This window comes from Actinomyces sp. HMT 175, from assembly GCF_016694895.1.
Lineage (GTDB): Bacteria > Actinomycetota > Actinomycetes > Actinomycetales > Actinomycetaceae > Actinomyces > Actinomyces oris.
This window is the reverse complement of the sequence record NZ_CP068012.1, coordinates 2,738,459-2,765,186: the sequence shown is the minus strand read 5'-3', so window position 1 is coordinate 2,765,186 and position 26,728 is coordinate 2,738,459. Positions and strand designations below refer to the sequence as shown.

General features: G+C 70.4%; 23 protein-coding genes. 10 read left to right on the top strand and 13 right to left on the bottom strand.

Annotated features, from left to right (window positions below):
• The first annotated feature begins 5 nt into the window (after window positions 1–5).
• The 3 genes from JJJ14_RS11470 to JJJ14_RS11460 all read left to right on the top strand — a co-directional run bounded on the left by JJJ14_RS11470 (window position 6) and on the right by JJJ14_RS11460 (window position 2,476).
• Window positions 6–1,379: a DUF4032 domain-containing protein gene (locus tag JJJ14_RS11470; RefSeq protein WP_070513438.1), complete on the top strand. Its 1,374-nt coding sequence runs from the start codon at window positions 6–8 to the stop codon at window positions 1,377–1,379.
• A gap of 112 nt (window positions 1,380–1,491) precedes the next feature.
• Window positions 1,492–1,971, top strand: coding sequence for a hypothetical protein (locus JJJ14_RS11465; RefSeq protein WP_201444201.1), 480 nt, complete (start codon window positions 1,492–1,494; stop codon window positions 1,969–1,971).
• Window positions 1,972–2,011: 40 nt separating this feature from the next.
• Window positions 2,012–2,476 carry a hypothetical protein gene (locus JJJ14_RS11460; protein ID WP_201444200.1) on the top strand — a complete coding sequence of 155 codons (465 nt, stop codon included), beginning with the start codon at window positions 2,012–2,014 and terminating at the stop codon, window positions 2,474–2,476.
• 261 nt (window positions 2,477–2,737) lie between these two features.
• On the opposite strand, the gene JJJ14_RS11455 is transcribed toward JJJ14_RS11460, so the two are convergent.
• Window positions 2,738–3,532, bottom strand: coding sequence for an SDR family oxidoreductase (locus JJJ14_RS11455; protein ID WP_236592829.1), 795 nt, complete (start codon window positions 3,530–3,532; stop codon window positions 2,738–2,740).
• A 55-nt stretch (window positions 3,533–3,587) separates the two neighbouring features.
• Between JJJ14_RS11455 and JJJ14_RS11450 the strand changes: the two genes are divergently transcribed.
• The gene (locus JJJ14_RS11450; protein WP_201444199.1) at window positions 3,588–4,136 is read left to right on the top strand and encodes a TetR/AcrR family transcriptional regulator; all 549 of its coding nucleotides are present in this window, start codon (window positions 3,588–3,590) and stop codon (window positions 4,134–4,136) included.
• A 26-nt stretch (window positions 4,137–4,162) separates the two neighbouring features.
• Here the strand turns inward: JJJ14_RS11450 and JJJ14_RS11445 are convergent, their stop codons facing one another.
• The 4 genes from JJJ14_RS11445 to ispF all read right to left on the bottom strand — a co-directional run bounded on the left by JJJ14_RS11445 (window position 4,163) and on the right by ispF (window position 8,982).
• Entirely contained in the window at window positions 4,163–5,404 is a 1,242-nt protein-coding gene (locus JJJ14_RS11445) for a hypothetical protein (RefSeq protein ID WP_075414415.1), read from the bottom strand.
• Window positions 5,405–5,563: 159 nt separating this feature from the next.
• Entirely contained in the window at window positions 5,564–6,562 is a 999-nt protein-coding gene (rlmB, locus tag JJJ14_RS11440) for a 23S rRNA (guanosine(2251)-2'-O)-methyltransferase RlmB (protein WP_201444198.1), read from the bottom strand.
• 63 nt (window positions 6,563–6,625) lie between these two features.
• On the bottom strand, window positions 6,626–8,218 hold the full coding sequence (gene cysS / locus JJJ14_RS11435; RefSeq protein WP_201444197.1) for a cysteine--tRNA ligase: 1,593 nt from the start codon (window positions 8,216–8,218) through the stop codon (window positions 6,626–6,628).
• A gap of 125 nt (window positions 8,219–8,343) precedes the next feature.
• On the bottom strand, window positions 8,344–8,982 hold the full coding sequence (gene ispF, locus JJJ14_RS11430; RefSeq protein WP_201445177.1) for a 2-C-methyl-D-erythritol 2,4-cyclodiphosphate synthase: 639 nt from the start codon (window positions 8,980–8,982) through the stop codon (window positions 8,344–8,346).
• A gap of 293 nt (window positions 8,983–9,275) precedes the next feature.
• Here ispF and JJJ14_RS11425 point away from each other — a divergent pair, with 293 nt between their 5' ends.
• Together JJJ14_RS11425 and JJJ14_RS11420 are read left to right on the top strand one after the other, a co-directional pair.
• A complete protein-coding gene (locus JJJ14_RS11425) occupies window positions 9,276–9,668 on the top strand; it encodes a transcriptional accessory protein (protein ID WP_236592828.1) in 393 nt (130 codons plus the stop codon).
• Window positions 9,669–10,243: 575 nt separating this feature from the next.
• Window positions 10,244–11,284, top strand: a complete 1,041-nt coding sequence (locus JJJ14_RS11420) for a DUF559 domain-containing protein (RefSeq protein ID WP_201444196.1) — start codon at window positions 10,244–10,246, stop codon at window positions 11,282–11,284.
• Window positions 11,285–11,601: 317 nt separating this feature from the next.
• On the opposite strand, the gene JJJ14_RS11415 is transcribed toward JJJ14_RS11420, so the two are convergent.
• On the bottom strand, window positions 11,602–12,279 hold the full coding sequence (locus JJJ14_RS11415; RefSeq protein ID WP_201444195.1) for a uracil-DNA glycosylase: 678 nt from the start codon (window positions 12,277–12,279) through the stop codon (window positions 11,602–11,604).
• Window positions 12,280–12,397: 118 nt separating this feature from the next.
• Between JJJ14_RS11415 and JJJ14_RS11410 the strand changes: the two genes are divergently transcribed.
• The 3 genes from JJJ14_RS11410 to groL all read left to right on the top strand — a co-directional run bounded on the left by JJJ14_RS11410 (window position 12,398) and on the right by groL (window position 16,492).
• Window positions 12,398–13,036 carry a LytR C-terminal domain-containing protein gene (locus JJJ14_RS11410; protein ID WP_101587766.1) on the top strand — a complete coding sequence of 213 codons (639 nt, stop codon included), beginning with the start codon at window positions 12,398–12,400 and terminating at the stop codon, window positions 13,034–13,036.
• A gap of 6 nt (window positions 13,037–13,042) precedes the next feature.
• Entirely contained in the window at window positions 13,043–14,554 is a 1,512-nt protein-coding gene (locus tag JJJ14_RS11405) for a glycoside hydrolase family 15 (protein ID WP_201444194.1), read from the top strand.
• A gap of 315 nt (window positions 14,555–14,869) precedes the next feature.
• Window positions 14,870–16,492 carry a chaperonin GroEL gene (groL, locus tag JJJ14_RS11400; RefSeq protein WP_065361822.1) on the top strand — a complete coding sequence of 541 codons (1,623 nt, stop codon included), beginning with the start codon at window positions 14,870–14,872 and terminating at the stop codon, window positions 16,490–16,492.
• Between the two features lie 228 nt (window positions 16,493–16,720).
• Here the strand turns inward: groL and JJJ14_RS11395 are convergent, their stop codons facing one another.
• From JJJ14_RS11395 to JJJ14_RS11365, 7 genes are all read right to left on the bottom strand, one after another.
• Window positions 16,721–17,098: a WXG100 family type VII secretion target gene (locus JJJ14_RS11395; RefSeq protein ID WP_101559713.1), complete on the bottom strand. Its 378-nt coding sequence runs from the start codon at window positions 17,096–17,098 to the stop codon at window positions 16,721–16,723.
• A gap of 205 nt (window positions 17,099–17,303) precedes the next feature.
• The gene (locus JJJ14_RS11390) at window positions 17,304–18,713 is read right to left on the bottom strand and encodes an HD domain-containing protein (protein WP_201444193.1); all 1,410 of its coding nucleotides are present in this window, start codon (window positions 18,711–18,713) and stop codon (window positions 17,304–17,306) included.
• 141 nt (window positions 18,714–18,854) lie between these two features.
• Complete coding sequence (locus JJJ14_RS11385) at window positions 18,855–20,453, bottom strand: sensor histidine kinase (protein WP_020992167.1); 1,599 nt, start codon at window positions 20,451–20,453, stop codon at window positions 18,855–18,857.
• Complete coding sequence (locus tag JJJ14_RS11380; protein ID WP_009407606.1) at window positions 20,453–21,190, bottom strand: response regulator transcription factor; 738 nt, start codon at window positions 21,188–21,190, stop codon at window positions 20,453–20,455. The genes JJJ14_RS11385 and JJJ14_RS11380 overlap by 1 nt, the downstream gene beginning before the upstream one ends.
• 243 nt (window positions 21,191–21,433) lie before the next feature.
• Window positions 21,434–22,036, bottom strand: a complete 603-nt coding sequence (locus JJJ14_RS11375) for an NYN domain-containing protein (protein WP_043538398.1) — start codon at window positions 22,034–22,036, stop codon at window positions 21,434–21,436.
• Window positions 22,037–22,383: 347 nt separating this feature from the next.
• Entirely contained in the window at window positions 22,384–23,232 is an 849-nt protein-coding gene (locus JJJ14_RS11370; RefSeq protein WP_009407809.1) for a PspA/IM30 family protein, read from the bottom strand.
• Window positions 23,233–23,451: 219 nt separating this feature from the next.
• Complete coding sequence (locus tag JJJ14_RS11365) at window positions 23,452–25,653, bottom strand: TPM domain-containing protein (RefSeq protein WP_201444192.1); 2,202 nt, start codon at window positions 25,651–25,653, stop codon at window positions 23,452–23,454.
• Window positions 25,654–25,765: 112 nt separating this feature from the next.
• Here JJJ14_RS11365 and JJJ14_RS11360 point away from each other — a divergent pair, with 112 nt between their 5' ends.
• Window positions 25,766–26,674, top strand: coding sequence for a type 1 glutamine amidotransferase (locus JJJ14_RS11360; RefSeq protein ID WP_201444191.1), 909 nt, complete (start codon window positions 25,766–25,768; stop codon window positions 26,672–26,674).
• The last annotated feature ends 54 nt before the right edge of the window (window positions 26,675–26,728 follow it).

Here is a 26,728-nt window from a genome sequence, read left to right as displayed (position 1 = left end):
ACCCCATGTCCCAGTCCATGAAGATCACGGCGGCGACCATTGATCCGGCGCTGCTCGACCTCCCCTGGGAGACGCCGTTGGAGGAGTGGCCCACCGAGGTCCTCGCCGCGCTGCCCCGTGGTCTGTCCCGCCACATCGTGCGCTTCGTCAACCTCTCCGAGCGCGTCATCGCGGTCAAGGAGATCGGCGAGTCCGTGGCCCACCGCGAGTACGAGCTCCTGCGCGACCTGCTGCGCCTGGGGGCGCCCTGCGTGCATCCGACGGCGGTTATCACCGGCCGCAGTAGCGTCACCGGTGAGGAGCTCAACTCGGTGCTCGTCACTGAGCACCTGTCCTACTCCCTGCCCTACCGGGCGCTGTTCAGCCAGTACATGCGGCCCGAGACCGCCACCCGACTCATCGACGCGCTCGCCGTGCTGCTGGTGCGTCTGCACCTGCTGGGCTTCTACTGGGGGGACGTGTCCCTGTCCAACACGCTCTTCCGCCGCGACGCCGGGGCCTTCGCCGCCTACCTGGTGGACGCCGAGACCGGGGAGCTCTACCCCGAGGGGCTCACGGACGGCAAGCGCCTCTACGACATCGACGTGGCCCGCACCAACATCATCGGCGAGCTCATGGACCTCCAGGCCGGCGCCCTGCTGGAGCCGACCGTGGACACCATTGAGGTGGGGGACCGGATCGTCAGCCGCTACACCGAGCTGTGGGACGTGCTCACTGCCAAGGAGTCCTTCTCCATGGATGAGCGCTGGCGTCTGCGCCGCCGGGTCGAGAAGCTCAACGAGATGGGCTACGACGTCGCCGAGCTCGCCATGAACACCGACTCCGACGGCAACCACATCACCATTCAACCCAAGGTCGTCGACGCCGGCCACTACCACCGCCAGGTGATGCGACTGACTGGCCTGGACGTCCAGGAGCGTCAGGGCCAGCGCATGCTCAACGACCTGGAGGCCTACCGGGCCATCACCGGCCGCAGCGAGGACCCCATCGAGCTCGTGGCCCACTCGTGGCTGGCGGAGGTCTTCGAGCCCACCATTCACTCCGTCCCCGTCGAGATGCGCCGCAAGCTGGAGCCCGCGGAGATCTTCCACGAGATTCTCGAGCACCGCTGGTACATGTCCGAGGCCCAGGACCGCTACGTCACCACCCAGGAGGCGGTGGAGGACTATGTGGCCACGGTGCTGCCCCAGCACCGTGACGAGCGGGCCTACCTGGGGGTCGGCGACACCCAGGAGATGGAGGCGATCGTCGTCGACGACACCGATGAGCCGATGCCCGAGGACGACGCCGAGTTCGCCGCCCGCGACGAGCAGACCCTGGCCGACTACGCCGCCAACCCCTTTGGCTTCACCGCCGGTATGAAGTTCAAGGGGGAGTAGGAAGCGCCCAGCAGGCCGGCTGGTGCGTCGTCGTTTGCGCCCGGTAACGCCTGGCCGGTTGATAGTCTGGCGTCACATCAGCTGAGGCGACGAGAAGGGCCGTGACGGGGATATGAGCCAGGACGTGCCCGCATTCCAGGCCCTGCCCGGGGCCACGCCACAGAACAGCGCGTTCATCGACCTGTACTTCGACCCGTCCGTCAAGGGATACCCCAGAAGGTCGAGGGTGTCGCTCGTCATCAATGGTTACCAGCTGTGGCTGGGCTTCGGTCAGTCCGTCGCGTTGGCGGTTCCGGCCGGGCCGGTGTCGATTGTTGTGCAGCAGATCAACCAGCTCCTCTACAGTTCGACGGCACGGCTTGACTTTTCTGTGCATGTCGATCAGAGGGTGCCGGTGTTCTATCGGGCTTCCCATTTCGAGCGCAACCCGGGATCACTGACGTTCCAGAGGTTCGAGGGGCTCTCGCCCTCCGAGCGGAACGATCTCAACTCCATGAAGATCATGTTCGCCGTCATTCTCGGCTCGATGGCCGTGTTCGCCATCTTCATGGGGCTGGTGTTCTGGTTTCTCAACAGCCTGGGCGCGTCCTAGCCGGCGTTGCGTATCGAGTGAAGACTGAGGGAGAGCTGGGATGAGTGCGTACAGTCAAGGTTTTCAGGCCCTGCCCGGGGCCACGCCGGACAACAGCGCCTTCATCGACCTGTACTTCGACCCGTCCATCTCACTGCCGGGCAAAAGCACCGTGTCCATCACGATCAACGGCTGGTCGATGCGCCTGTCCGCGGGCCAGTTCGTGAGGATCGCGGTGCCGCCGGGGCCGGTGACAGTCGTCTCCTACCACTTCGCGGCCTTCCTCAGTCCCAAGCCGCGTCTTGAGTTCGTCGTGCAGCCCGGCCAGGTGGTCCCGGTGTTCTACCGCGCCTCGATCATTCGTGGCGACCCGGGGGCGCTGAGCATAGGAAAGCACCGCGGCATGTCCCGAACCGAGAAGGGGTCGCTGATCTTCGTGCTGGTGGTGCTGTTGTCTATTCTCGTCACTGGCGCGACTTTCGTGGTGCCGTTGCTGATTATCTTGAGCCGGGGGATGCCTGAGTAGTCCGTCGGCGCACCTGTGGCCTACGGGCGGGGACATTGCGCGCGTCCGGGTGCATTCCGTCCCGGAGGGGGACACCTCGCGCGTCCGGGGACAGGATTTCCGTCCCCGACGGCGTCGAAGGTCCCCGGCCGTAGAGAAATGTCCCCGGACGCGTGGAAGGCCCCCACGGTCTCCATCCTCTGGGGCAATAGCCCAACGGCGCGCAGTACACGTCGACCCCGCCAGGGTGAGCGTGCCTGCCTCCACCGTTGATCCTGTTGGCTAGAGGCGGCGCCGTTCTTGTAGCCACTGCGCGTAGGTGGGACCCGTTGCAGGGACGTCGTCGCTGGGAACCAGTGCGCCGCGACGGAAAGCGAGTCCCCAGCCGGTGGGAACCACCAGGGGAACCGGCCTCGCCACGAGGCTCGGCAGTTGTGTGGTCATCTCCCACAGCGTCATGATCTCCGGTCCTGCGACGTGGTAGGTCTGACCGTCGGTCTCGCTCAGGGCCGCCCGGGCCACCGTCTCGGCAACGGAGTCGAGGCTGACCGGACGCATCCTCATCGAGGGAACGAGTGAGACGGGGCCGTAGCGCATGCGCTCCATGTTCTGCTCAGCGAACTCGAACCACTGGGTCGAGCGAACCAGTGACATGCGCTTGCTCAAGTCTTGAGCAAGCCGCTCCTGCGCGCACTTGCCCGCGAAGTAGCCGTAGCCCTGCACCTCCGGAAGGTCGCAGTTGACGATCGACAGTAGGACGTGCCTGGCTCCCAGGGCGTTCGCGGCCGCGGACACGGCGCGGGTCGAGCGCGTGAAGAACTCGGTGGCGACCCTCTTGCTGGTGGTGAACCGTCCGGTGGCCTCCACGATGACGTCCGCGCCGGACAGCGCAACAGCTCCGTCGTCGCGCAGAATGTCGAAGCCGGTACGGCGCGAGTGCAGCGTCACCTGCGCCCCGGCCGCCTGCAGGGCTCGCTTGATGGCTTTCCCTGAGTCACCTGCCCCGATAACTGCCACCTTCACTGCGGTCGCCTCCTCATGGCCCGATCCGGCCGTCGCGTAGACCTCTACGATCATAGAGTGTTCTATGATCGTAGAGGTCACTGTGGTCGGAAGGCAAGGAGCAGGCACGATGGGGCGCAGGGAGCACATCGGCGATGCCGGGATCGGGCTCATCGCCCGTGACGGGGTGCATGCCCTCACTCATCTGCAGGTCGACACGGAGGCGGGACTGCCCCGCGGGTCGACCTCCTACTACGCCCGGACTCGCCGTGATCTGCTGGCGCTCGTGGTCAACCGCCTCTCCGAGGGCTCACAGGCTGACATCAACGACCTTGAGATCCCCGCGTCGGTCAGCCGGCAGGAGGCCGCCGAGATCGTCGTCGGCATCCTGGAGCATATGGCGCGGCGCGCGGACGCCCAGGCCGCGCGTGGGGCTCTGCTGTTCGAGCTGCGCGAGGACGTCGAGCTCCGGGAGCTGCTCACGGCGGAAGCGCCGGTCAGGCAGCCGCTGACGCATCTGGCCGAGCGGATACTCCTTGCTGCGGGTATCAACCAGGCCTCTGCTCACGCTCCCGACCTGGTGGGGCTGGTGGACGCCCTGCTCATGTACCAGGCGGCCAGAGCGGCGCCCGTGAACGCCCGCAGGGTGCTGAGGGCCTACCTCGAGGGGCTTGACTGACCAGCCCGCCCTGCAGCGTGACGCTTCTAGGCGCCGAGCTCCTCGGCGACCAGGGCCATCTCCTCGTCGGCGCGGCGGCGCAGCTCGCGGTGACGCGTCCAGGAGGCCAGTGAGACCTCGGTGATGGCGTCCACCAGCAGGAAGGCCCCCACGGCCGCCATCCCGCCCGGGATGCTGCCGGTCGAGCGACGACGGCGCACGGCGGCCCCCACGAGCGCGCCGCCCAGACCCGCCTCGAGCAGCGCGGCGCCCCGCACCGCCCACGGCTTGTCCGTCACCGTGCGCACATAGCCTTGCCAGAAGGCCGAGCCCGGGGTGGAGGGGTCGGCCAGCAGCAGGCCCACGCTGCGGCCCACCGCGTTGGACAGCCCGCGCGGCTCGTGCACGACGACGCCGGGAACCTCCACCGGCGCCAGGCGGCCGGTGAGGACCTCCAGCACCCAGTCGGGCAGGCCCAGGGCCTCAAGCATGGCCGCGAATCCGTCGATGCCGGGCTTGACGATGGCGGCGGCCGCGGCCTCCAGGTCCGCGCCCGGGACGGCGTCAACGATCCCCGACGCATCGGTCAGGTCCGCCAGCAGCTCATCCACCAGGGACCTCAGGGCCGGTCCGGGCTCCTTGACCCCGCCCCACACGTAGCGCGACGTCATGCCCCAGGAGAAGACGGCGTCGTCCTCCGGGTCCCCGGTGGGGATGGCGCGGATGGACATGTCCTCGGAGTCGGAGGTCAGCACCAGGGCCGGCAGGGACTCCTCGTCCCAGCCGAAGGTGCCCAGCTCCGTGCCCTCACCGGAGTACATGACGATGCGGCGGTCCAGGCTCGGCGTCGAGGCCACCGCCAGGGGCCGCTCCAACAGGGTGGCCTGCAGCGGCACCATGTAGGCGCTCATCGGGGAGATCACCACGGTGCGGGCACTGGCCGAGCCGTGGTGGGTGATCGAGGGCAGCTCGACGTCGTCGGGCAGGGCGTTGAAGGTCGCCGGGCCCACGGCGACGTCGGCCGTGAACTGCCGGGCCAGGGACTCCACGAGCTCACTGACGCTCGGGCCGGGCACAACGCCCCCGCGCGAGGGCGGCGTCACCGCGACCCGGCCCTCGACGTCGGTCATGAGGGTCAGGCTCAGCAGGTGGGTGGTGGCCGGGAACCACTCCAGGCGCACGACCACCCCGCGCTCGGCGAAGGCGTCGGCGACCGCCTCCGGCGTCGTGCCCGGCGCGATGAGCACGCCGTCGGTGCGGTTCCAGCGCTGCGAAGCGTCCTGGGCCATGGGGACCTCCTGTGGATCGGATGCGGCCCATTGTGTCAGCAACGGGGCCGTCTTGGAGAAGTGTAAACCGGGCGCTTTTCCTGCCGGGGTGGCCGGATCCGTCGGATCCATCGGATCGGCAGGCTCCGTCGGGGCTGGGCCGGTCCTGAGCGGCGGGGGTCAGCTGCCGGCGCCGGCGGCCCGACGCCGCAGGCGGTCGACCTCATAGAGGCTGATACCCGTGGCCACGGCCGCGTTGAGGGACTCCACGCTGCGGCTGATCGGCACCGAGGCCAGCACGTCGCAGGTCTCGCGCACCAGGCGGGATAGACCCGCGCCCTCCGCGCCGGTGACCAGCACCAGGGGTGAGTCGGCCAGGGTGAGGTCCTCGATGACCGTGCTGCTCGAGCCGTCCAGGCCGACGACGAAGCAGCCCTCCTTCTTCAGCTGCTCCAGGGTGCGCACGAGGTTCGTCTCGCGGGCCACGCGCACCCGGGCGGCGGCGCCGGCCGACACCTTCCACACGGTGGCGTTGACGCCCACCGAGCGGCGCTCGGGGATGATGACGCCGTCGGCCCCGAAGGCCCCGGCGCTGCGCAGGACCGCGCCGAGGTTGTGGGGGTCGGTCACCTGGTCCAGGGCCACGAGCAGCGGCGTGTGGCCCAGGGCGCGGGCGCGCTCCAGCAGGTCGCGGGCAGTGGTGTACTCGTAGGCGGGTACCTCGATGGCGACGCCCTGGTGGGTGGCGGAGTCGGTCAGGGCGTCCAGGTCCAGCTTGGTGGTCTCCAGCACCGGGGCGCCCAGCAGGGCGGCGCGGCGCACCACGGCGCCCAGGCGTTCGTCGGACTGGGCGGAGACCGCCATGAAGACCCGGGTGATGGGCACCGAGGCGTAGGCGGCCTCGGCCACGGCGTTGCGCCCGCACAGGATCTCGTGGCCCTCGGGCACGTCGAAGCGGCGCTTGATCTTCTCCAGCTGCTTGGCGCGGGTGGGCTGGGCGGCCCGGGACTCGGCGCGGGCCTTCGCCCGGGCCTTGGGGTGGCCGACGCGGTTCTCCGCGCGCGGGGTGGGGCCCTTGCCCTCCAGGCCCTTGCGGCGCTGGCCGCCCGAGCCCTTCGTGGGGCCCTTCTTCGAGCCGGGGCGGCGCTTGGCGCCGGGGTACTGCTCGTTGCCGGGCATCCGGCCTCCTGTTCGTGACGGTACGAGTTGATGCGAAAGAGTCGTGGGTGGTGGGTGGGCCGCTCAGGCCAGGTGCCAGCGGGCGCCTGAGGGGGAGTCCTCGACGACGACGCCGGCCCCGGTCAGCTTGTCGCGCAGGGCGTCGGCGCGCGCCCAGTCCTTGGTGGCGCGGGCCTGGGCCCGCTCGTCGAGGTCGTGGCGGATGAGCCGGTCGAGGGCCTCCATGGCGGCGCCGCCCTGGGAGGAGCCGGCGCCGTCGAGCACCCGGGTGCGCCAGGGCTCGGCCAGCGGGTCCAGGCCCAGGACGTCGAGCTGGGAACGCAGGTCCAGGGCGAGGCCGGTCACCGAGGCGCGCAGGGCGTCGTCGGCCCCCTGACCGCCGCTCGGGGCGGCCTGGGTGAGCGCCACGTTGAGGGCCTTGAGGGTGGCGTGGATGACCGCCATGGCGCCGGCCAGGTTGAGGTCCTCATCCATGGCGGCGGTGAACTCGGCCGGCAGGGCCCGGGCGCGCACCTGCTCGGCGGAGGCGTCGACGGCGTTGGCGTCCCCGCCGTCGCAGAACTCGTAGGCCCGCAGGATCGCGCCCGACAGTCGCTCCCACAGGGCGGCGGCGTCGGCCAGGGTCTCCTCGGAGAACTCCACGGTGGAGCGGTGGTGGACGGTACCCAGGGCCAGGCGCAGCACGGCGGCGTCGTAGCGCTTGAGCAGCTCGGCCACCACCAGGGAGTTGCCCAGCGACTTGCTCATCTTCTCGCCCTTGATGGTCACCCAGGCGTTGTGGACCCAGTGGCGCGCGAAGCCCCAGCCGGCGCCGTGGGACTGGGCCTGCTCGTTCTCGTGGTGGGGGAAACGCAGGTCGATGCCGCCGCCGTGGATGTCGAAGGTCTCGCCCAGGTAGCGGCGTGACATGGCCGAGCACTCCAGGTGCCAGCCGGGCCGGCCCCGACCCCAGGGGGCGTCCCAGGCGGCGTCGGCCGGCTCGGTGGGCTTGGTGGCCTTCCACAGGGCGAAATCGCGTGGGTCGCGCTTGTCGGCCTCGACGTCGTCATCGAGCTGGGACTCGTCCTCGGTGGTGGCCAGGTCCTCCAGGCGCTGGTTGGTGAGGGAGCCGTAGCCCGGCAGCGAGCGCACGTCGTAGTAGACGTTGCCGGACTCTCCGACGTAGGCGTGGCCGGCGTCCAGCAGGCGCTGGACCAGGTCGACCATCTCGGGGATGTGGCCGGTGGCGCGCGGCTCGTAGGTGGGGGCGTCCACGCCCAGGGCGCGGTAGGCGGCGTCGAACTCCCGCTCGAAGCGCTGGGCCCAGGCCCACCACGGCACCGGTGGCTCGGCGGCGGCGGACTTGCTGAGGATCTTGTCGTCAATGTCCGTCACGTTGCGGATGAGGCGGACCTCCTGGCCGCAGCGCTCCAACCAGCGGCGCAGGACGTCGAAGGCGATGCCACTGCGCATGTGGCCGATATGGGGCGAGCCTTGGACGGTGGCACCACACAGGTAGATCGTCACCAGGCCGGGGGTGGCCGTGGGGGCCAGCGGCACGATCGCGCGGGCGGCGGAGTCGTACAGGCGCAGGGCCGGCGCGTCCGCCTGGGCGGCGGAGTCGGCGGAGTCGGTGGGGTCCGCGGACTCAGGGGGCTCAGTGGGGGTGATGCTCACAGGCACAGGCTACCTGGCCGCCCGCCACCGGTGTCTACCAGGACCAGGACTTTTTCCCGAGGTGCTCGACGTCGCGGTCGTACCTTATGCCTCGGGATCGAGGGTTAGGGGTACGACCTCGAGGGCTAACCCACGACCGGGCGAACGGCGTCGGGGACCGGGTAGACCAGGGCGGTGGCGACGGCGAGCAGGCCCTCAGTGCGGCCCAGGAAACCCAGGTGGTCAGTGGTGGTGGCGGAGAAGGAGACCCGGGCGGAGGCGGCCTCGGACAGTGCCCGGGATGCCTCGGCGGAGCGGGCGGCCACGCGCGGGCGCTCACCCACGAGCTGGACGGCGATGTTGCCGATCTCGAAGCCGGCCTCGCGCACCCGGCGGGCGGCCTCGCTCAGGAGCGCAGTCCCGGAGGCCCCCTTCCACTGGGGCTCGGCAGTGCCGAAGTTCGAGCCCAGGTCGCCCAGTCCGGCGGCCGAGAACAGGGCGTCGCAGCAGGCGTGGGCGACGACGTCGCCGTCGGAGTGACCGGCCAGGCCCACCTCGCCGGGCCACTCCAGGCAGGCCAGGTGCATGGGGGTGCCCGAGTCGGGGGCTGCGAAGGCGTGCACGTCGGTGCCGATGCCGGTGCGCGGCAGGAACTGGGCGATCTGGTTCAGGTCGATCGTGGCTGGGCCGGCGGCGTGGCGGGCCCGGGACGGTACCGGGGCCTGCGAGTCGGGGGCGGCGGGTGAGGCGTCACCGGGGACGACGCCGGTGGAGGCGGCGTCCATGGGCTGAGCAACGTGGGATGACTGGTCTGACTGGCGTGCGGACATGAGGCCGTGTCTACCAGATGGGCCCCGGCCGCGTTCCGAGCGGGGCGGCCCGGCCGTCGTCGGCCCGGCCTGGTGGTGGGCCGGAAGGGCGAGCGCTATGCGGTGGCGGCCTGCCGGCCAAGGTCACAGTCTCTCCGGCACTCAGTGAAGGCGGAAGCATTTATATTGCCTCCATGATTATTTGGCGTGGCTGGGGAATTCTGGGTCTGTTTGTCACTCTGGCGGGAGTATTCGGAACTCTGGCAGTCGTGCACGCACTGCTGGGGACCAGCGAGTCGGCGTCAGCGCTGGGCGGTGGAATAGGGTTTCTGCTGGCAGGGGTGGCCAACTTCTTCCTTGGTCGGTGGCTCAACATCATTCGCCCGGCTCAGAATGCTGAGGACTTCCGCAACCAGCTGCGGGCCGATCTGTGGGAGCGAGTGGCCAACGATGCCTTCCAGATGGCTCCCGGTGCCCCGGAGCCGTCTTCCGAGGCGGAGGCTGCTCAGCAGATCGAGCAGGTCGTGGCCGGTGAGAGCCGCAATGCGGAACGGGCGGGACGTAACATCCACACCTTCTTCTTCATCCCCCTTCAGTGGCTTGGTGCGCTTGAGTGCATCGGAGGTCTCGTGTTCTCCTTCTACTCGCCCTTCGCCGGCTGAGCAGTTCTCACGGGCGCGATTCCAGCAAGGGGGCTGGCCTGCGCTGAGCGGGCTACTGCGCTGCTGGTCAGAGGAGCAGGGCAGTCGGCCGACCTGCTGCGAGCCGATGCGGCGTATCAGGTGCGGGGGCGGTGCTGTCTTCTAGTGGGGTGTGAGGCCGGTGGGCGGTGTAGTGCACGAGGTTGGGGTGCTACTGGGGGAGGGTTGGGTGTACTGCATGGGGGTCGGGGATTCGTGCAGTATGGATAACCCTTGGTCATTGGATCCCGCCCCTCGTGGAGTGGGGCATGGCCGGCAGGTGGTCGGGTCGATCCCGACGTCGTCTCAGGACAAGTGGCTCCTGCCCCTCGTGGAGTGCGGATTTCCAGGTCGGGTGCGGAACCACAGGTGCGCGAATGCGACCTTAATCCACAGGGCTGATCGCAGCGGGTGACCCGTGCCGTCGCAGTAAGCAACCTTGAGATATGACTCCGCGACCTTCAGCCCCCGGCACTGTCTCTGATCTACGTCCGCGTCTGCTGCACACATCTCGCCGCTCCCGCCGAGGCTGTCTTCCCCCGCGTTCGTGGATCCGTTTGGCCCGTGGATACTACTGGCTGCCGGATCGTGATGCTGAGCGCTGGCAGCACCGTTACACCCTGTCGTTGGCGCGGGCCGTGGTTGCCCAGCGCTCCCAGCTGTCCACGGCCTATCTGTCGCACACATCAGCGGCTCTGGCGCTTGAGCTCGACATGTTCTCCCAGGAGCCCGATGTCTATCTCGCGGTGTCCAGCGCCCCGAACCAGGTCCATACCGTTCTGCCCCGTATCTGGGTTCCGGCCCGCGGTACACCCGCGCTGATCTCTGAGGGACCCTCAGACTCCTCCGGGTGCCGGGACGTTTATCTGTGGCGACGCCGTCTTGAGCTGATGCCGCATGAGGTCGAGTCAGTGGGGGAGACGGTGACGACGACGGCGGTGCGCACGGCCTATGACTGCGCCTTCGACGAACCAGCGCACAATGCGCTCGCCATCGCCGACTCGGTGCTGCGTCGCTGTTGTCAACCGGACCGGGAGCGGCCCGAGCTGTGCTCGGCGGCGATTGATCGAGTGAGGCAGGAATGGGCCCGTACGCTCAAGTGTGAGCCGAGACGCCGCGGGGTGGCTCAGGCTCGAGCGGTGCTGGGGCTGGCGACGCCGTTCTCCGAGTCGGCGCTTGAGAGCGCGTTGCGCTGGCTGGTCCTGGTTCTTGGGCTGCCGATCCCGCAGGTGCAGTACCCCGTCGAGACTTCCGAGGGGCGTTGGTGGGTGGATATGTGCTGGCCGGACAGGAGACTCGTCGTTGAGGCTGACGGCAGGAAGAAGTACCAGGGGGCTGAGGACCTGTGGAAGGAGAAACGGCGCCAGGACAGGATTGAGTCGCAGGGGTGGACGGTGCTGCGCGTGTCCTACGGAGACATGATGCGTCCAGGCCAGCTCGGCGCCAAGATTCTGACGAAGTTCCCTCCTGCGGAGGTCTCGCGCCTCCGGCCCCGACAGGAGCTGGAATGGGCGGGTATGCGTCTAGAGGCCGGCTTGCGTGAGGCATCGTTGCTGGGGCAGCGTCTTCCTCGAGGATCGGCTGAGCTTGTTCCATGAAGCAAGGGCAGCCGCCGTCGACCGTCGGGTACACGCGAGGCTGCGTACTCTCAGACGGAGTCTGTTGATCTTGCAATGCCGGCAAGACGCCAGATGGGGCGAGGAGCTGCGGGCGCGGGGGTCGGTGCTGTTGCCTGGTGGGGTGTGAGGCCTGCGGGTGTTGTACTGCACGAGGTTGGGGTGCTACTGGGGGAGGGGTGGGTGTACTGCATGGGGGTCGGGGGTTCGTGCAGTATGGATAACCCTTGGTCATTGGATCCCGCCCCTCGTGGAGTAAGGCCTGGTCGGCAGGTGGCCGGGCCGGTCCCGACGTCGTTTCAGGGCAGGCGCCAGTCGACGGGTGCGGCCCCCATCTCGGTAAGGGTCGCGTTGGCGCGGCTGAAGGGGCGCGAGCCGAAGAACCCGCGCGAGGCCGACAGCGGGGACGGGTGCGGTGAGGCGATGATAGGGGTCTGCCCCAGCATCGGGGTCAGCGACTGCGCCGGCCGCCCCCACAGGATCGCCACGAGTGGGCCGCCGCGCTCCACCAGGGCCTCGATCGCCCGCTGCGTCACCTTCTCCCAGCCCCAGCCCTTGTGCGAGGCCGGTGCCCCCGGGCGAACGGTGAGCACCCGGTTGAGCAGCATGACGCCCTGCCGGCACCACGGCGTCAGGTCCCCCGACGTCGGCCTGGGCACATCCAGGTCACTGACCAGCTCGCGGAAGATGTTCTCCAGGCTGCGCGGCGGCTTGATGCCGGGCGCCACCGAGAAGCTCAGCCCCATGGGGTGACCCGGGGTGGGGTAGGGGTCCTGTCCGACGATGAGGACGCGCACGTCCTCCATCGGGTAGGTGAAGGCGCGCAGCACGTCGGTCCCCGCCGGGAGGTACCCGACGCCGGAGGCCACCTCCTGGCGCAGCCGCTCCCCGATCTCATGGACCGTGGGCTCCACGGGGGCCAGGGCGCGCGCCCAGGAGGGATCGATGATCTCGGACAGGGGCTTGGCGGATGTCACGCTGCGAGCCTAACGGCCCACCTGTCACACCGCAGGAATCTGCCGGGCCCGATGTCACCGCCTTGTGAGCCGGACGTGGTGAGCAATACCCGACGAATGACGCTCGGACCGGTATCTTGTGAGCGTGAGCAACTATGACTACCCCGAGGACGAGTTCGACGTCGGCGATGATGACGGCCCGGTTCCTGTGGGCGTGCACCGTGCCCAGGTGCCCAGGTGGCGCAGCTGGGTGCCGCTGCTGGCGATCATCATCATTGTCCCGGCGCTCGCCTGGGGCGCGGTGACGCTGTTCCTCAACGGCTCAGGAGGCTCCGGCTCGTCGGACGCGGTCTCCTCCTCTCAGCCCGCCCAGGGCGGACAGGCCGGTGGCAACAAGAACGCGGACAGCAAGGGCGACAAGGGCGACAAGGGCGGCGCCGCCTCGGCCAAACCCAGTGCCTCGGCCAGCGCCTCCGGCAACGTGGACTTCAACACCGGGGTCTCGGTGGCCAACGGGACGAACACCGACGGCCTGGCCAAGGGGGCCAGCGAGAAGCTCACCAACGGCGGCTTCACCGCGGTGGAGGTCATCCCCGGGATCTACGAGAACGCGGAGCCGGCCCAGTCGACGGTCTACTTCAGCTCCCCGCAGGCCCGGCCCGCGGCCGAGGAGGTCGGCAAGCGCCTCGGGATCAGCAACGTGGTGGAGGGCACCGCGGAGAACACCCAGGGCGCCTCGATCGCCGTCATCCTGCGTGACGACTACAAGCCTCAGTAAAGGGGCATGAGGCCACTGGCGCTTCCCGGGCGTCGTCGGTTCCTGGCTCTCGCCGCGGCGGTCCCGCTCACCGCCGCCGCGGTCCTCTGGGGCGGCTCGCGCCTGGAGGGCCTCGGCCGCCGCGCCCCGACGCTGCTGAGCGGCGGGCTCGTCGTGGGCGGGGGAGGGGGCCTGTACCCCCTGGCCCCGGGTGACACTGTTGCCTACGTCCCGGGGACCCGCCTGCCTCGGGCCCCCGAACCGTGGGGCCTGACGATCTCGCAGCAGAGCACCCTGGCCCGTCAGGCGCTCGCCCGCCGCCAGGCTGCCCGCCTTCCTCAAGGCCGGTGGGCGGACCTGGCCGACGGCGCCCTGACCGACCTGCTGGCCCTGACCGGACCGGCACTCATGCCCGGTCCGATGATCCCCGCCGGCCCTGCTGACCCGTCTGCCGAACCTTCCGCCGGGTCGACGCCGCCCCCGACTCCCACCTCCGCCGTCGACGCGGCCTCCGCCCCTGCCGGGGGCACCGGGCGGGAGGGGCGCGACTCGCGCGAAGCCCTGCCGCCGGGGGCCGAGGTCTTCCCCACGGGTGCGGTCGTGGCGGCGCCCATGAGCATCTGGCGCTACGTCTGGCCCCGGGACGCCGCCTTCGCCGCGGCCGCCCTCAGTGCCGTGAACCTGGCCGATGAGGCGCTGGGCGTTCTGGGCAACCTGGCCTCCTGGCAGCGGGCCGACGGCGGCTTCGAGGCCCGCTACACCAGCAGCGGCCGCGTGCCGGACAACCGCCCCGCCCAGGCTGACGGCGCCGGATGGTTCCTGTGGGCCGCGGGCCGGCTCCTGGCCGACGGCGTTCCCGCCGCCGACCTGCGTGACCGCCTGGGCGCGCCCCTGGCGCGCGCCGCCTCCCGGCTCCTGGGGATCACGAACACGCCCTCCCACCTGCCGGCGGCCTCGCCCGACTACTGGGAGGTCGCCGAGACGGTCCTCACCCTGGGGACGGCCGCTCCGGTGCTCCTGGGGCTGGAGGCGGCGACGGCGCTGGCCCGGGCCGGGATCGACCTCGGCGGCCCCGCTCATGCCCTGGCCGAGCGGGCGGCAGCGGTGCGCAGCGCCATGGAGCGCAACTTCGCCCCCGCCTGGGGCCGCCACCTGCAGCGCGACGACGTCGACGCCGCCATCGCCCTGGTCCTGCCTCCCTTCACCCGGCCGCTGGCCGGGGCCCGAACAGTGCGGCAGACGGCGGCCGCACGCATGCACCGCCCCACCGGGGGCCTCGCCCCGGGAGCGGGCTGGCGCGATGACGGTATCTCCTGGACACCGGAGACCGCCCTCATGGCCTGGTCGGCCCTGGCGCTTGGAATGGAGGAGGAAGGGACCCGGCTGCTGGCGTGGCTCGAGGCGCACCGCACCGCTGCCGGCGCCCTGCCGGAGAAGGTCCTGGCCGACGGCGCCCCGGCGGGGCCCGCGCCCCTGGCCTGGACCTGCGCACTCATCCTGCTGGCCACCGCCTCACGGGCCGAGGCCCCGCCCTCCTGACTCAGGCAGCCGCCCCTAGGCAGGACCGGCTGCGGGACCTCCCGCTGGCCCACCCGCGGGCCCGGCGGGATTCCCTGCTTCGCCGTCGGAGGATTCAGTGCCGATGAGAACTGAGCTCCTTGCACTCAAGGGCTGAGAGTGCCAGCATTGCGGTTAGCACTCGGGCACCTCGAGTGACAAAGCATCCTTGAATGCACCAAGTTCATCCAGGCTGGAACGTGAGGGCCGGCGTCGGGCGTGACGTGAACGCCCGGGACCGATCCGTCCGTCGCGGGCACGAACCGGCCGCCCCTACCACGCAGTGGAGGAAACTCAATGTCCAAGATCATCGCCTTCGACGAGGAGGCCCGCCGCGGCATGGAGCGCGGCCTCAACACCCTCGCCGACACCGTCAAGGTCACCCTGGGCCCCAAGGGCCGTAACGTCGTGCTCGACAAGAAGTGGGGCGCCCCCACGATCACCAACGACGGCGTGACCATCGCCAAGGAGATCGAGCTCGAGGAGCCCTACGAGAAGATCGGCGCCGAGCTCGTCAAGGAGGTCGCCAAGAAGACCGACGACGTCGCGGGCGACGGCACCACCACCGCCACCGTCCTGGCCCAGGCCCTGGTGCGCGAGGGCCTGCGCAACGTCGCCGCCGGCGCCAACCCGATCGCCGTTCGCCGCGGTATCGAGAAGGCCGTCGCGGCCGTCGTCGAGCGCCTGCTGGCCGACGCCAAGGAGGTCGAGACCCAGGAGGAGATCGCGGCCACCGCCTCCATCTCCGCCGCCGACGAGCAGATCGGTGCCTTCATCGCCGAGGCCCTGGAGAAGGTCGGCCACGAGGGTGTCGTCACCGTCGAGGAGTCCAACACCTTCGGCCTCGAGCTCGAGGTCACCGAGGGTATGCGCTTCGACAAGGGCTTCATCTCCCCCTACTTCGTCACCGACCCCGACCGTCAGGAGGCCGTCCTGGAGGACGCCTACGTCCTGCTGGTCGAGTCCAAGATCTCCAACGTCAAGGACCTGCTCCCGCTGCTGGAGAAGGTCATGCAGACCGGCAAGCCGCTGGCCATCATCGCCGAGGACGTCGAGGCCGAGGCCCTGGCCACCCTCGTCGTCAACCGCATCCGCGGCACCTTCAAGTCCGTGGCCGTCAAGGCCCCCGGCTTCGGTGACCGCCGCAAGGCGATGCTGCAGGACATGGCCATCCTCACCGGCGGTACGGTCATCTCCGAGACCGTCGGCCTCAAGCTCGAGAACGCCACCCTGGAGGACCTGGGTCAGGCCCGCAAGGTCGTCGTCACCAAGGACGACACCACCCTGGTCGAGGGCGCCGGCGACAAGGAGGCCATCGAGGCCCGCACCGCCCAGATCCGCATGGAGATCGAGAACTCCGACTCCGACTACGACCGCGAGAAGCTCTCCGAGCGTCTGGCCAAGCTGGCCGGCGGCGTGGCCGTCCTCAAGTCCGGTGCCGCCACCGAGGTGGAGCTCAAGGAGCGCAAGCACCGCATCGAGGACGCCGTGCGCAACGCCAAGGCCGCCGTCGAGGAGGGCATCGTCGCCGGTGGTGGCGTCGCCCTGCTCCAGGCCGCCGAGGTCCTCGACACCCTCAAGCTCGAGGGCGACGAGGCCACCGGTGCCGCGATCGTCAAGGTCGCCGTGGAGGCCCCGCTCAAGCAGATCGCTGCCAACGCCGGCCTCGAGGGCGGCGTGGTCGTGGACCGCGTGCGCAACCTGCCCACCGGTGAGGGCCTCAACGCCGCCACCGGCGAGTACGTCAACCTGCTGGCCGCCGGCATCGCCGACCCGGTCAAGGTGACCCGCTCCGCCCTGCAGAACGCCGGTTCCATCGCCGGTCTGTTCCTGACCACCGAGGCCGTCGTGGCCGACAAGCCCGAGCCCCCGGCCGCCCCGGCCGACGGCGGCGCCGGCGACATGGGTGGCATGTACTGATCGACGCGACTGCCGACGAGCCAGTCATCACCCGGTAGCCCGGCCGCGACGTCGGCCGGTCCCGGAACCGTGGCGGGCCGTCTCTCACACACGTGAGGGGCGGCCCGCCGCCGTATCCGTACCTGTCCGTACTGAGCGGGTCGGCCGGGCCTGTGACGGCAGGACCGGGTGGCGCTCACGCTGAGGTCAGACGGCGCAGTCCTGAGCGAGCCTTGCCGTCGGCGCCTCCTACCAGGCGCCCAAGGGCGCCGAGCCGGCGGCCGGTGCGGGAGCCGGTGTGGGCGCGGGAGCCGGTGTGGGTGCGGGAGCCGGCGTTGAGCCGGCGAAGCGGCCCTGGTTGGAGGTCTCGGCGTCGTCGTAGCACACGGCGGCGTTGTCCAGGGCCAGGCTGATCTGATCGAGGTTGGACTGCACCTGGATCTGGGTGAGGTGCCAGTCGGCCGCGCAGGCGGCCATGGAGTCCGACGCCGTCCCGGTCCAGCAGGACTGGAGCAGGCCGATGTCTCCCCGCATGCCATCGACCTCGGTCTGGATCGTCGCGATGCGGGTACGGGTCCGGGCGGCGGTGTCGGCCACCGCGGCAGTATCGACGGAGTAGGTGGGCATGAGGGGCGTCCTTTCGTGAGAGGCGGCCCGAGGGCCGTGCGCGGTGTGCTGGTGGTGCACCGAGGTGCGCGCTGTGCCTCTCACGGTAGGGGCCCGGCCGGTGGCGTACCGGGCGAGGATCCGGCCCTGTGGAGGGGGCCTGCAGATCGTGGCCTGTGGCCCCGCAGACGGCGGGCCGTCCCTGAGGGAAGGGGAGGCCGGAGCCTCAGAGGTCCCCGGCGCCGTCGTCGATGATCTCTTCGGTGATGGGAGCGATCTCGCCGGTGCGGGCCTCGCGCAGCTCCTTGGCCTCCTGGGTCTTGGCCCGCAGCTTCTCGGTGAGCTTGTCCCGCTCGGCCTGGACCCGGGCGCGGCGGTCCTCGCCGTCGTCGGAGCGGTTGCGTGAGCACATGAGCAGGTCCAGGTCCGCGATGCACGACTCCATGGAGGCTGTGTGCGTCATCGCCTCCTCGCCGTCCTTGTCCTCGCGCCCCTCGCCGCGCTCAGCGGGCGCCTCGACGGGGCGGCGTGCCGAGGCCACGGCCGGGATCCCGCGGGCGGGGGTGCGCGGCGAGGAGGCGCTCGACGGGGAGGAGGATGATGCCGGAGCCGCCGGCGATCCTGAGGACGCCGTGGTGGCCGGGGCGGCGGGTGTCGTTGCGCTCGACGGAGGGACCGTGGCCCGCAGGGCCCTGAGCTCGGTGGGATTCAGACGCAGGGTGTCGCCGTCCTGGGCGGGGCCGGCCAGGGGGTCCTCGGCGGGCAGCGCCTGGAGGCCCAGCGGAGGGGTGCGAGGGGCGCGTTCGGCGGCCTCGCGCAGCTGCCCGGGAACGGGGGCGGTGGCGCCGGCAGGATCGCCCACGGGGGCGGCCGGTGCGGGACGCGCCGGTTCCTGAGCGGCCCCGGCCTCCGGAGCCGCCGGAACGGCCTGCACTCCCTGCTCATCGGTGAGCTTGTCGAGCTTCTCGTGGAGACGTCGCTGCTCGGCCGCCAGGTTCTCGCGGGCCGGGTGCTCCCAGCGCTGGCCCAGCGGGGAGTGGAAGAGATGATCGCGGTCCAGCAGGCGGGAGACGATCGTCAGGCGGCCGCGCAGGTACTCCTCCACGGGGATGTGGGAGTACTCCTCGCGCAGAAGCCGCACGTACTCGGTGTAGGTCTGGGGGTCCACGGCCAGGGTGCCCAGGTCGGCGTCGATGAGGGCCTGGGCGTCGATGTCGTCATCGGCGAGCATGTGTCGCTTGAGGTTGACGATGAGGCTGCACACCCGCTTGACCGTCTCCATCGGGACACCCAGGTGACGCAGGTCGGCCTCGGCGAAGGCGGCCGAGGCGGTCTCGTCCTCGCCGCCGTTGCCGCGGATGACCTCCTCGACGTCGGAGGAGAAGACGCAGCCGTGGTACCAGCAGGCGACCCGCATGATGTCCGGGTCGTGCGACTCCTCGGCCAGCTCATCGACCCGCGCGAGCATGTCGATGAGGTGGCGAAGATTGTGGAAGCGACGATCCGGTGTGGACCAGCGCTCAATGAGGAGCTCGCCGGCGGAGCCGATCGCCTCTGGGGGCTGCGTGGCGCCGATCGCCTTCACCGAGCGGGTGAAGGCGGGCAGAAGCCATTGCGGTGCTTCGATAACACCCATGGGTCAGTCTCCGTGTTGGAAATGGAACGCGTGCCATCGTAGGACTGTCCTCGCCGTGACGTCGACGTGACACAGTGTCTGGCGTGCCACTCTTATCGTGATCGAGGCCCGCCGGCGCTGCCTGAGGTGCGGCGGCGGGGCCTACCAGGCCGGCGCGGGCGGCAGCTCGATGTGGACGGTGGCGCCGCCGCCGGGGGTCTGGAGCATCTGGACGGTGCCTTTGTGAGCGGCCACGATCCCCAGCACGATCGCCAGGCCCAGGCCGGAGCCTCCGGTCTCCCGGTTGCGGGAGGTGTCCGAGCGGTAGAAGCGCTGGAAGACCTTCTCGGCCGCCTCCGGTGGCACGCCGTGGCCGTGGTCGCGGACCTCGACGACGACGACCGGCTGCGCCGTCGGGTTGGCCCGCGGGGGCGCCATGCCGATGGCGATCTCCACCGGCGTCCCGGAGGGGGTGTGGCGCACCACGTTGCCCAGCAGGTTGGTGAGGATCTGGGAGAGGCGGTCGCGGTCACCGATGACCTGAAGTGAGGGGGCCTCCTTGCCGGCGGCCTCGTCGCGGGGGTCGAGGGGGATGAGGCCGCAGTCGCGCTCGGGGGCCAGCACCATCATGTCGCTGAGGGCCCCGGCGGCCAGGTCGGTGAGGTTGACCGGCTCCATCGACATCTCCCGGCCCTCGTCGATCCGGGCCAGCTGGAGGAGATCGTCGACGAGGCGCCCCATCCGGTTGGACTCGGTCTCGATGCGCCCCATGACCTCACCGGTCTTGTTCGCGGGCACCCCGCCCATCCGGTAGAGCTCGCCGTAGCCGCGGATGGCGGCCAGGGGAGTGCGCAGCTCGTGGGAGGCATCGGAGACGAAGCGCGTCATCCGCTCCTGGGCCACGACCTGGGCGGCGAAGGAGCTCTCGTTCTGGGTGAGCATCGTGTTGATCGCCCGCTGCAGCGAGCCCACCTCCGTGGTGCGCGGCTCGGTGACCAGGATGCGGGCGGACAGGTCGCCGTGGGCGATCCGGGCGGCCACGCCCTCGATCTGGCGCAGGGAGCGGAACGAGCGGTGGACCAGGTAGGTGGCGAAGAGGGCGCCCACCGAGATGATCGAGACGTCGGCCAGGGCCACCACGAGGCGGGTGCGCTCGACGGTTTCCATGACGTCGCTCAGCGGGAGGGCCAGGGCCACGGCGCCGGTGTACTCGCCGGTGTTCTGGTCCCGGATGAGCAGGGTAATCATCCGCCACTGGTGGCCTGGCTGATCGGAGTTGACCGTCGTGATCGGGAAGTCGTTCTTGTCCGCGTGGGCCAGGGCGCGCCGGTAGTCCAGGCCCTTGATCTGTGGCCGGCCGTACGTGGCGGCGGTGTCCGGCGAGATCCACTCCCCGTTGCGGGTGGGGTCGAGGTACTCGGCCTTGACGTAGTAGTTCGAGGGGAAGGTGGTGCTGCTGGTCCCGCCCTCGCGGATCTGGGCCAGTCCCTGGCTTCCGATGGCCACGGAGGTGGTGCGCAGCTGGCTGTCGATCTGGCCCATCATGTGGCTGTAGAGCAGTGAGGTCACCACGAAGGAGACGACGATGAGCCCGATGGCGAGCAGGCCGGTGGTCATGAGGGTCAGGCGCGTGCGCAGCGGCATTGCCTGCCAGGGCCGCTGAATCGCGGTGATCGGGTGCCATCGGCCCCGTTTGATCGGGCGGTGCTGCTTACCGGACGACTTGGCCGGGCGCGTGCTCCCCCCACGCGCCGCCGCCATCACTCGGCCTTGGGTTCGCGGAGCATGTAGCCGACTCCGCGACGAGTCTGGATGAGCGGGGTGACGGGCTGGCCGTCGGCGCCCTGGATCTGGTCCACCTTGCGGCGCAGGTAGGAGATGTAGGACTCCACGATCGCGGCGTCGCCGTTCCAGTCGTACTCCCAGACGTGGTCGAGGATCTGGGCCTTGGACACGACGCGCCCGGCATTGAGCATGAGGTAGCGCAGGAGCTTGAACTCGGTGGGCGACAGATCCACCTCGACCTCGGCGCGGTACACCTCGTGGGCGTCCTCGTCCAGGACCAGGTCGGCCACGCGCACGACGCCGTCGTCCTGGTTCTCAATGGCGTGGGTGCGGCGCAGGATGGCGCGGATGCGGGCGATGACCTCCTCCAGCCCGAAGGGCTTGGTGACGTAGTCGTCGCCGCCGACGGTCAGGCCCTGGACCTTGTCCGCCATGTCATCGCGGGCGGTCAGGAAGAGGATCGGGGTGGTCACGTCACGCTCGCGCAGGCGCCGGGCCACGGTGAAGCCATCCATGTCGGGCAGCATGACATCGAGGACCACCAGGTCGGGGGATGTCTTCTCCACCGTCTTCAGCGCGCCGTTGCCGTCGCCTGCGATCGAGACCTCGAAGCCTGCGAAGCGCAGGGACGAGGCCAGCAGGTCGCGGATGTTGGGTTCATCGTCGACGACAAGGAGGTGAGCTTCGGTGCGGGACTGCTGGGAACGCTCCATGAGTCTCACCATTCCTTCAGTTTCTGGTCGTTTCCTGAACGACTTCCGAACGGTCGCTGTTGATAGGTCAAGTGGTTCGTGTGACCTCGCACCAATTGTAGACCCAGAAAGTCTTGGAATTCCCACAAAACGGGGGAGCTGTGTGGTTGCTGCTTGAACCGGGGTGATTGCCTGCGACTCTCCGGTGAGTCGGGCTGTGACATGAGGCGGGGCGGCGACACCTGTCGCCGCCCCGCCGTCGGGTCAGAGGAAGGCGAGAGGGTCGAAGTCCTCCAGCGGGATGATGCACACGCGCGGTAGCGGGATGGTGAAGGCCTTGACGTCACTCTCCAGGTCGTAGATCGTCAGGCCCTCGCCCTCCAGGGCGGCCAGCTGGGCGTTGAGGAACTCGCGGAAGCACAGGATCCCCACCGTGGCGCCGGCCTGCAGGAGCCGCTCGATGTGGGGGATGTAGTCGCCGTCGTGGCTGCCCAGCAGGACGTGGGCGTCCTGACCGGACTCGACCCGCTCGGCCAGCGCCTCCAGGGTGCGCTGAATACCGATGTCGACGACCTTCTCGTCATTGCTTCCGGACCCGGCCAGCGGCACGGGGCGGTAGTCCATGGCCAGCAGGGCCTGGATGAAGCTCATGGGCATATGGCCGCTGGTGGCGTTGAGGAAGAACAGGGCGCGGGCCTCGTCCCCCTCACCCTCGGCGGCGTCGGCGGAGGACAGTTCATCGCAGTATGCGAGGACCCGGTCCCAACGGGGCCGCTCCTCAGGTTCGGGACGCCGCCCCAGCACGCTCATGCCGAGAGTGGCGTCAATGTTCTCGCCATCGACGAGAAGATAAGTCGGTACGCTCATGGGGCTCATGCTACCGGTCACGGCGTCCAGTAGCCTCCGACGACGCCCAAAGACACCGCACCGATACCGGTCTCCTGATGCCCGTGACACCGATGGGTGCGGTCTGCGTGGTCGGGGACAAAGCTCTCCCGGTGGGGGCGTTCGACGCCGTCGGGTGCGGAAATCCTGTCCCCGCAGGCGTGAGATGTCCCCGGCCGGAGTGGAGTGTCTCCGGGCGCGTGAGATGTCCCCCGCCCGGATTGCTCGACGTCGAGGTGCACGAAGCCGCCCGGTGCTCATCGGGATGATGAGCACCGGGCGGCTTGCGTGGCTGAGGCGCCTGGGTGGCGCGGTGAGGTCAGCTCATATCAGTAGGAGGAGGTCTCCTCGCCGGCCGGCTGACCCTGGTTCTTCAGGGCCGCGAAGGCGGCGTTGATCGCGTCGTCGTCGCCGTCGGTGATCTGGGCGGGGGCCTGCTGCTGGGCGCCCGGAAGGGCCGGGTTCTGCCCGGACTTCAGGGCCGCCAGACGGGCCTCGGCCTCCAGGCTGGTGCCGGAGGCCTCGAGCTCGGCGAACTGGGACTCCAGGGAGGAGCCGGCCAGCTCCATCTGCCCGGCGGCCTGGGCCTCGACCCGACGCACCTGGTCCTCGTAGCGGGACAGCTCGCTGGTGGGGTCCAGGACGTTGATGGAGCGGATGGCGCCCTGCACCTTGACCTGGGCCTCGGCGGTCTTCTGACGGGCGATGAGCTGGTCGCGCTTGGAGCGCAGCTCGCCGAGCTTGACCTCCATCTGCTGCAGGCCGGTCTTGAGCTGCTCGACGACCTGGCGCTGGGAGGCGATCATCGGCTCGGCGGCCTTGGCCTCGTTCTCCGCCGTGATCTGCTTGGTCAGCGCGATCTTGGCCAGCGAGTCCCACTTGTCCGCGCCGGCCGTGTCACCGCCGGAGCGCAGCTGGTCGGCCTTGCGGGAGGCGGCCAGGGCCTTGTTGCCCCAGTCCTTGGCCTCGGCGACGTCGGCGTCGTGGTCCTTCTCGGCCAGACGCAGGTTGCCGATCGTCTGGGCGACGGCGTCACGGGCCTCGGCGATGGACGCCGTGTAGTCCCGCACCAGCTGGTTGAGCATCTTCTCCGGGTCCTCGGCGCGGTCCAGGAGCGCGTTGATGTTGGCGCGGGTGAGCTGGGCGATGCGCCCCAGGATCGACTGCTTCTCAGCCATGGTTGTTCGTCCTTCCGTCGAGCTGCGACGTCGGTGTGGGCAGGTATGGGCAGGTGTGGACCCGGCGCTCGCCGGGTGGTCGCCAGGTGGTGGCCGGTGGGCCAGGCGGATCAGGCGTCATGATCGCAGGTCCCGGCGTCCGGCGTCATGCGGGCGGGGGTCGCATCGCTCAGGGCATGACTGGAATGCGACCGGGGTCGGACGCCGGCAGGACGCGGCTCAGAAATCGCCGCCGCCGTCGAAGAAGCCGCCGCCCCCACCCGAGAAGTCCCCACCGCCGGAGAAGAAGCCGCCGCCTCCGCCCCAGTCGCTGTCGTGGTGGTGGGAGCTCCAGCCGCCGTAGTTGTGGCCGCCGCCCAGCAGCAGCCCGCCCAGCAGGAGCGAGCCCAGGTCGAGCCCGCCGCCTGAGCGGCCGTAGTCGCGGGAGTAGGAGTAGCGCTCACCGGAGTTCGGGCTCCACGAGCTCGACGATCCGCGCACGTCGGCCTCGGCCAGGGCCTGGGCCTGGGCCACGAGCGGCTCGGCCGCCGCGACCTCCGCCAGGGCGGCCACCGGGTCAGTGGTCTGGACGGTGGTGGCGGCCGTGGCGTGACGGGCGGCCTCACTGAGCGCGGTGCGCGCCGAGGGGCCCACCGCCCCGCGATAGGTGGTGATGTAGGAGGTCACGGACTCCACCTGGGAGTTGAGGCGGGCCAGGCGCGAGCCCAGGGAGGCCCGGGCGCGCGAGTCGTTCTCCTCGCGCTCGCGGGCCGGGGCCAGGGCGGCGTCGATGGCGGCCTCGGCCCGGGCCAGGTGGTCCAGGGCGGCCAGGGGATCGCCGCTCGGGTTGGCGCCACTGGCCTGACGGCCCTCGGCGACGGCGGCCTCGGCGTCGGCCACGAGCGGGGCCAGGGTCGCCGCCGGCACCGCGCCCTCCAGGCGCTTGGCGTCCACCAGGTCCGAGGAGATCGAGGCGATGGCCGCCTCCAGATCCTTCGCCGCGCTCTGAAGGCGCTCGCGGGCCCCGGTGACCTGGGCGGCCAGCTGACCGGCCTGGGCGATGGAGCCCTGGGCGATGCGGACCTGCTCGACCGCCGTCGCCTCCTGGGAGGCCTCGACGCTGGCGCGGGCCTGGTCCAGGGCGGTGCGCCCCGCGGCCAGCAGGCGGCGGGCCTGCTCGGGGGCCTGGGCCACACTGGTCAGGGAAGATGCGGGATAGGCTGCGCTGAGCGTCACCAGGATCGTCTCGGCCATGACGATGGCCTGCTCGGTCTCATCGGCGCGCTGGGCGGTCTCGGCGATCGACGTCGGCAGGTTCGCCTCGATGCCGCGCCGCTTGTTGAAGGCCTCCTCCTGAGCGCGGATCTCACCGACCGCCTCCGAGCAGTGCTGGAGGATCTCGGTGTACATCTGGCGCTGCTGCGGCTCGGTCTCGGGGATGTCGTCGTCGAGGATCTTGCGCAGCTCGAAGCACCGCGACAGGTGCTTGCGGGCGCTGTCCAGGGCGGCGGTGAAGGCGTCCGTGGCGGACAGGCCGAACTGCGCCTGCGCGTAGGACAGCTCCTCGGCGGCGGCGCGCACCGTGTCATCGGCCTGGACCAGGGCGCTGCCGGCCTGGGTGCGCAGCTGCTCCACCGTCATCGCCGCGGGGCCCGCGGGCTGGTTGCCGGGGGCGCCGCCAGCGGCGCCCTGATTCCTGCGCTTGCCGAACAGCATGTCGTCGTTCTCCTTGTTCTTCCTGCGCTTGTACACCGTCCAGGCGGCGGCCCCTCCGGCCGCGGTCGCGACCGCGCCCCCACCCAGCAGGAGCGGAAGCGCCGAGGAGCCTGAGTCATCCGAGCTGCCCGAACCCGATGAACCGGACATGTTGTCCGGGATGGCGGCCACGGCGTCGTCGTAGTTGCCCGCGCTGAGCTGCTTCTTGATGGCCGAGTCGATCCGCTTGTAGTCGGACTCGGAGAACTTCGAGGAGTTGTCGTGCGCCTGCAGCTTGTAGCTCTTCGAGGCCGAGCCGTCGGAGGGGATGTTGATGACCAGGAGCATGTCGTCACGTCCCAGCTTCGTGTCCTTGAAGGCCTGTGCGGCGATGGCGGAGGCCTTCTGGCTGGAGTCGGAGACGGTCAGCACCCACAGGCCCACGCCGTACTTGGAGGACATGGTGTCCACGGCCTGCTGGGCCTTGGAGGCATCCAGGATCCCGAGCTCATCGGTGACGTGCTCGGTCAGGATGGTCGACGCCGCCGGGAGGGCCCGGGGCGCGCCCGCCGAGGCGGCCGAGGTCTGCGCGGAGGAGGCCAGGGCCAGGGATGCGGAGCCGGGCGTCGTCGGAGCGGCCGCGGCGCCGGCAGAGAGCCCCAGCAGCCCCAGGGCGGCCGCCGTCGCGACGCCGGAAAGGGCCATCTGGTGCCAAGGACGAGGGAGTGGGGGCTGCTGGTTCTTCATCCGGGCCATCGTCCCCGCCGGGTCAGGGTGTGAGCAAGTCGTTTCGCCTCAGGCGGCACGCCTGCGCCTGTCACCGCGCGCAGGCAACCGAACCGGCGGCAGAATGTCGCCCATGACTGACACGCTCACGATCACCGTCATCGAGCCCGAGGAGCTCGCGCCCGTGGGGCGCCTGGGCGAGTGGCTCTTCGCCGAGGGTGCCTCCCTGCGCATGGTGCGCCCCTGGCGGGGCGAGCCCATCCCCTCCCTGGACGAGATCGGCGACGGCCTCGTCGTGCTGGGCGGTTCCATGAGCGCCCACGACGAGGGGGAGCACCCCTGGCTGGCAGACCTGCGTGAGCTGCTGCGCGGCGTCGTCGCCGACGACGTCCCCGCCATCGCCATCTGCCTGGGCGCCCAGGTGGCCGCCGAGGCCCTCGGCGGCTCCACGGCCGTGCCGGCGCTGGGCAACGACGAGGTCGGCGTCGTCGAGCTGACCATCACGGCCGCCGGCGAGAGCGACCCGGTCTTCGGGGCCGTCGCCGCCGAGGCCATCCGCGCCGCCCACCGCGCCGGAATCCCCACCTCCGACGGCACCCGCCTGCCCGTCATCGTCTCCCACCACGACGCCGTTACCCACCTGCCTGAGGCCGCCACCCTGCTGGCCTCCTCCGACCGCTCCCCGGTTCACACCTGGCGGGCCGGGCGACTCCTGGCCTTCCAGCACCACCCCGAGTCCGACCCGGCGCGCGTGGCCTACTGGCGCACCCGCGACGCCCTCAACGACCTGGCCGGCACCATGGACGCGGCCTCCCTCCAGGCTGCCCGCGATGCCCTGGAGGTGGCCGCCGGCCGGAGCGCCGCGCCGGGCGCCGCCGGAACCCACGGGGCCACGGCCGCCGACCTGCCCGAGGCGGCCGCCAGCGCCGGGGCCGCTGCCCGTGAGCAGGCCGAGCGGGTCGACCCCGCCATCCAGGCCTTCGGCCGCAGCCTGGCCCGCGTCCTCGTGCGCAACGTGCGCGCCCGCCGTCTGGCGCGCTGACCGGGCTGCCGGCCCTCGCTGGTCCAGCCGGCCTGGCCGGCTCGGTTTGTCCGG

Coding starts and splice junctions, on each gene's coding strand:
- JJJ14_RS11365 (WP_201444192.1), bottom strand. CDS start 25,653: ATGAAGAACCAGCAGCCCCCACTCCCTCGTCCTTGGCACCAGATGGCC.
- JJJ14_RS11390 (WP_201444193.1), bottom strand. CDS start 18,713: ATGGGTGTTATCGAAGCACCGCAATGGCTTCTGCCCGCCTTCACCCGC.
- groL (WP_065361822.1), top strand. CDS start 14,870: ATGTCCAAGATCATCGCCTTCGACGAGGAGGCCCGCCGCGGCATGGAG.
- JJJ14_RS11380 (WP_009407606.1), bottom strand. CDS start 21,190: ATGGAGCGTTCCCAGCAGTCCCGCACCGAAGCTCACCTCCTTGTCGTC.
- JJJ14_RS11470 (WP_070513438.1), top strand. CDS start 6: ATGTCCCAGTCCATGAAGATCACGGCGGCGACCATTGATCCGGCGCTG.
- JJJ14_RS11455 (WP_236592829.1), bottom strand. CDS start 3,532: ATGATCGTAGAGGTCTACGCGACGGCCGGATCGGGCCATGAGGAGGCG.
- JJJ14_RS11395 (WP_101559713.1), bottom strand. CDS start 17,098: ATGCCCACCTACTCCGTCGATACTGCCGCGGTGGCCGACACCGCCGCC.
- JJJ14_RS11370 (WP_009407809.1), bottom strand. CDS start 23,232: ATGGCTGAGAAGCAGTCGATCCTGGGGCGCATCGCCCAGCTCACCCGC.
- ispF (WP_201445177.1), bottom strand. CDS start 8,982: ATGGACGCCGCCTCCACCGGCGTCGTCCCCGGTGACGCCTCACCCGCC.
- rlmB (WP_201444198.1), bottom strand. CDS start 6,562: ATGCCCGGCAACGAGCAGTACCCCGGCGCCAAGCGCCGCCCCGGCTCG.
- JJJ14_RS11450 (WP_201444199.1), top strand. CDS start 3,588: ATGGGGCGCAGGGAGCACATCGGCGATGCCGGGATCGGGCTCATCGCC.
- JJJ14_RS11360 (WP_201444191.1), top strand. CDS start 25,766: ATGACTGACACGCTCACGATCACCGTCATCGAGCCCGAGGAGCTCGCG.
- JJJ14_RS11375 (WP_043538398.1), bottom strand. CDS start 22,036: ATGAGCGTACCGACTTATCTTCTCGTCGATGGCGAGAACATTGACGCC.
- JJJ14_RS11465 (WP_201444201.1), top strand. CDS start 1,492: ATGAGCCAGGACGTGCCCGCATTCCAGGCCCTGCCCGGGGCCACGCCA.
- JJJ14_RS11460 (WP_201444200.1), top strand. CDS start 2,012: ATGAGTGCGTACAGTCAAGGTTTTCAGGCCCTGCCCGGGGCCACGCCG.
- JJJ14_RS11385 (WP_020992167.1), bottom strand. CDS start 20,453: ATGGCGGCGGCGCGTGGGGGGAGCACGCGCCCGGCCAAGTCGTCCGGT.
- JJJ14_RS11405 (WP_201444194.1), top strand. CDS start 13,043: ATGAGGCCACTGGCGCTTCCCGGGCGTCGTCGGTTCCTGGCTCTCGCC.
- JJJ14_RS11445 (WP_075414415.1), bottom strand. CDS start 5,404: ATGGCCCAGGACGCTTCGCAGCGCTGGAACCGCACCGACGGCGTGCTC.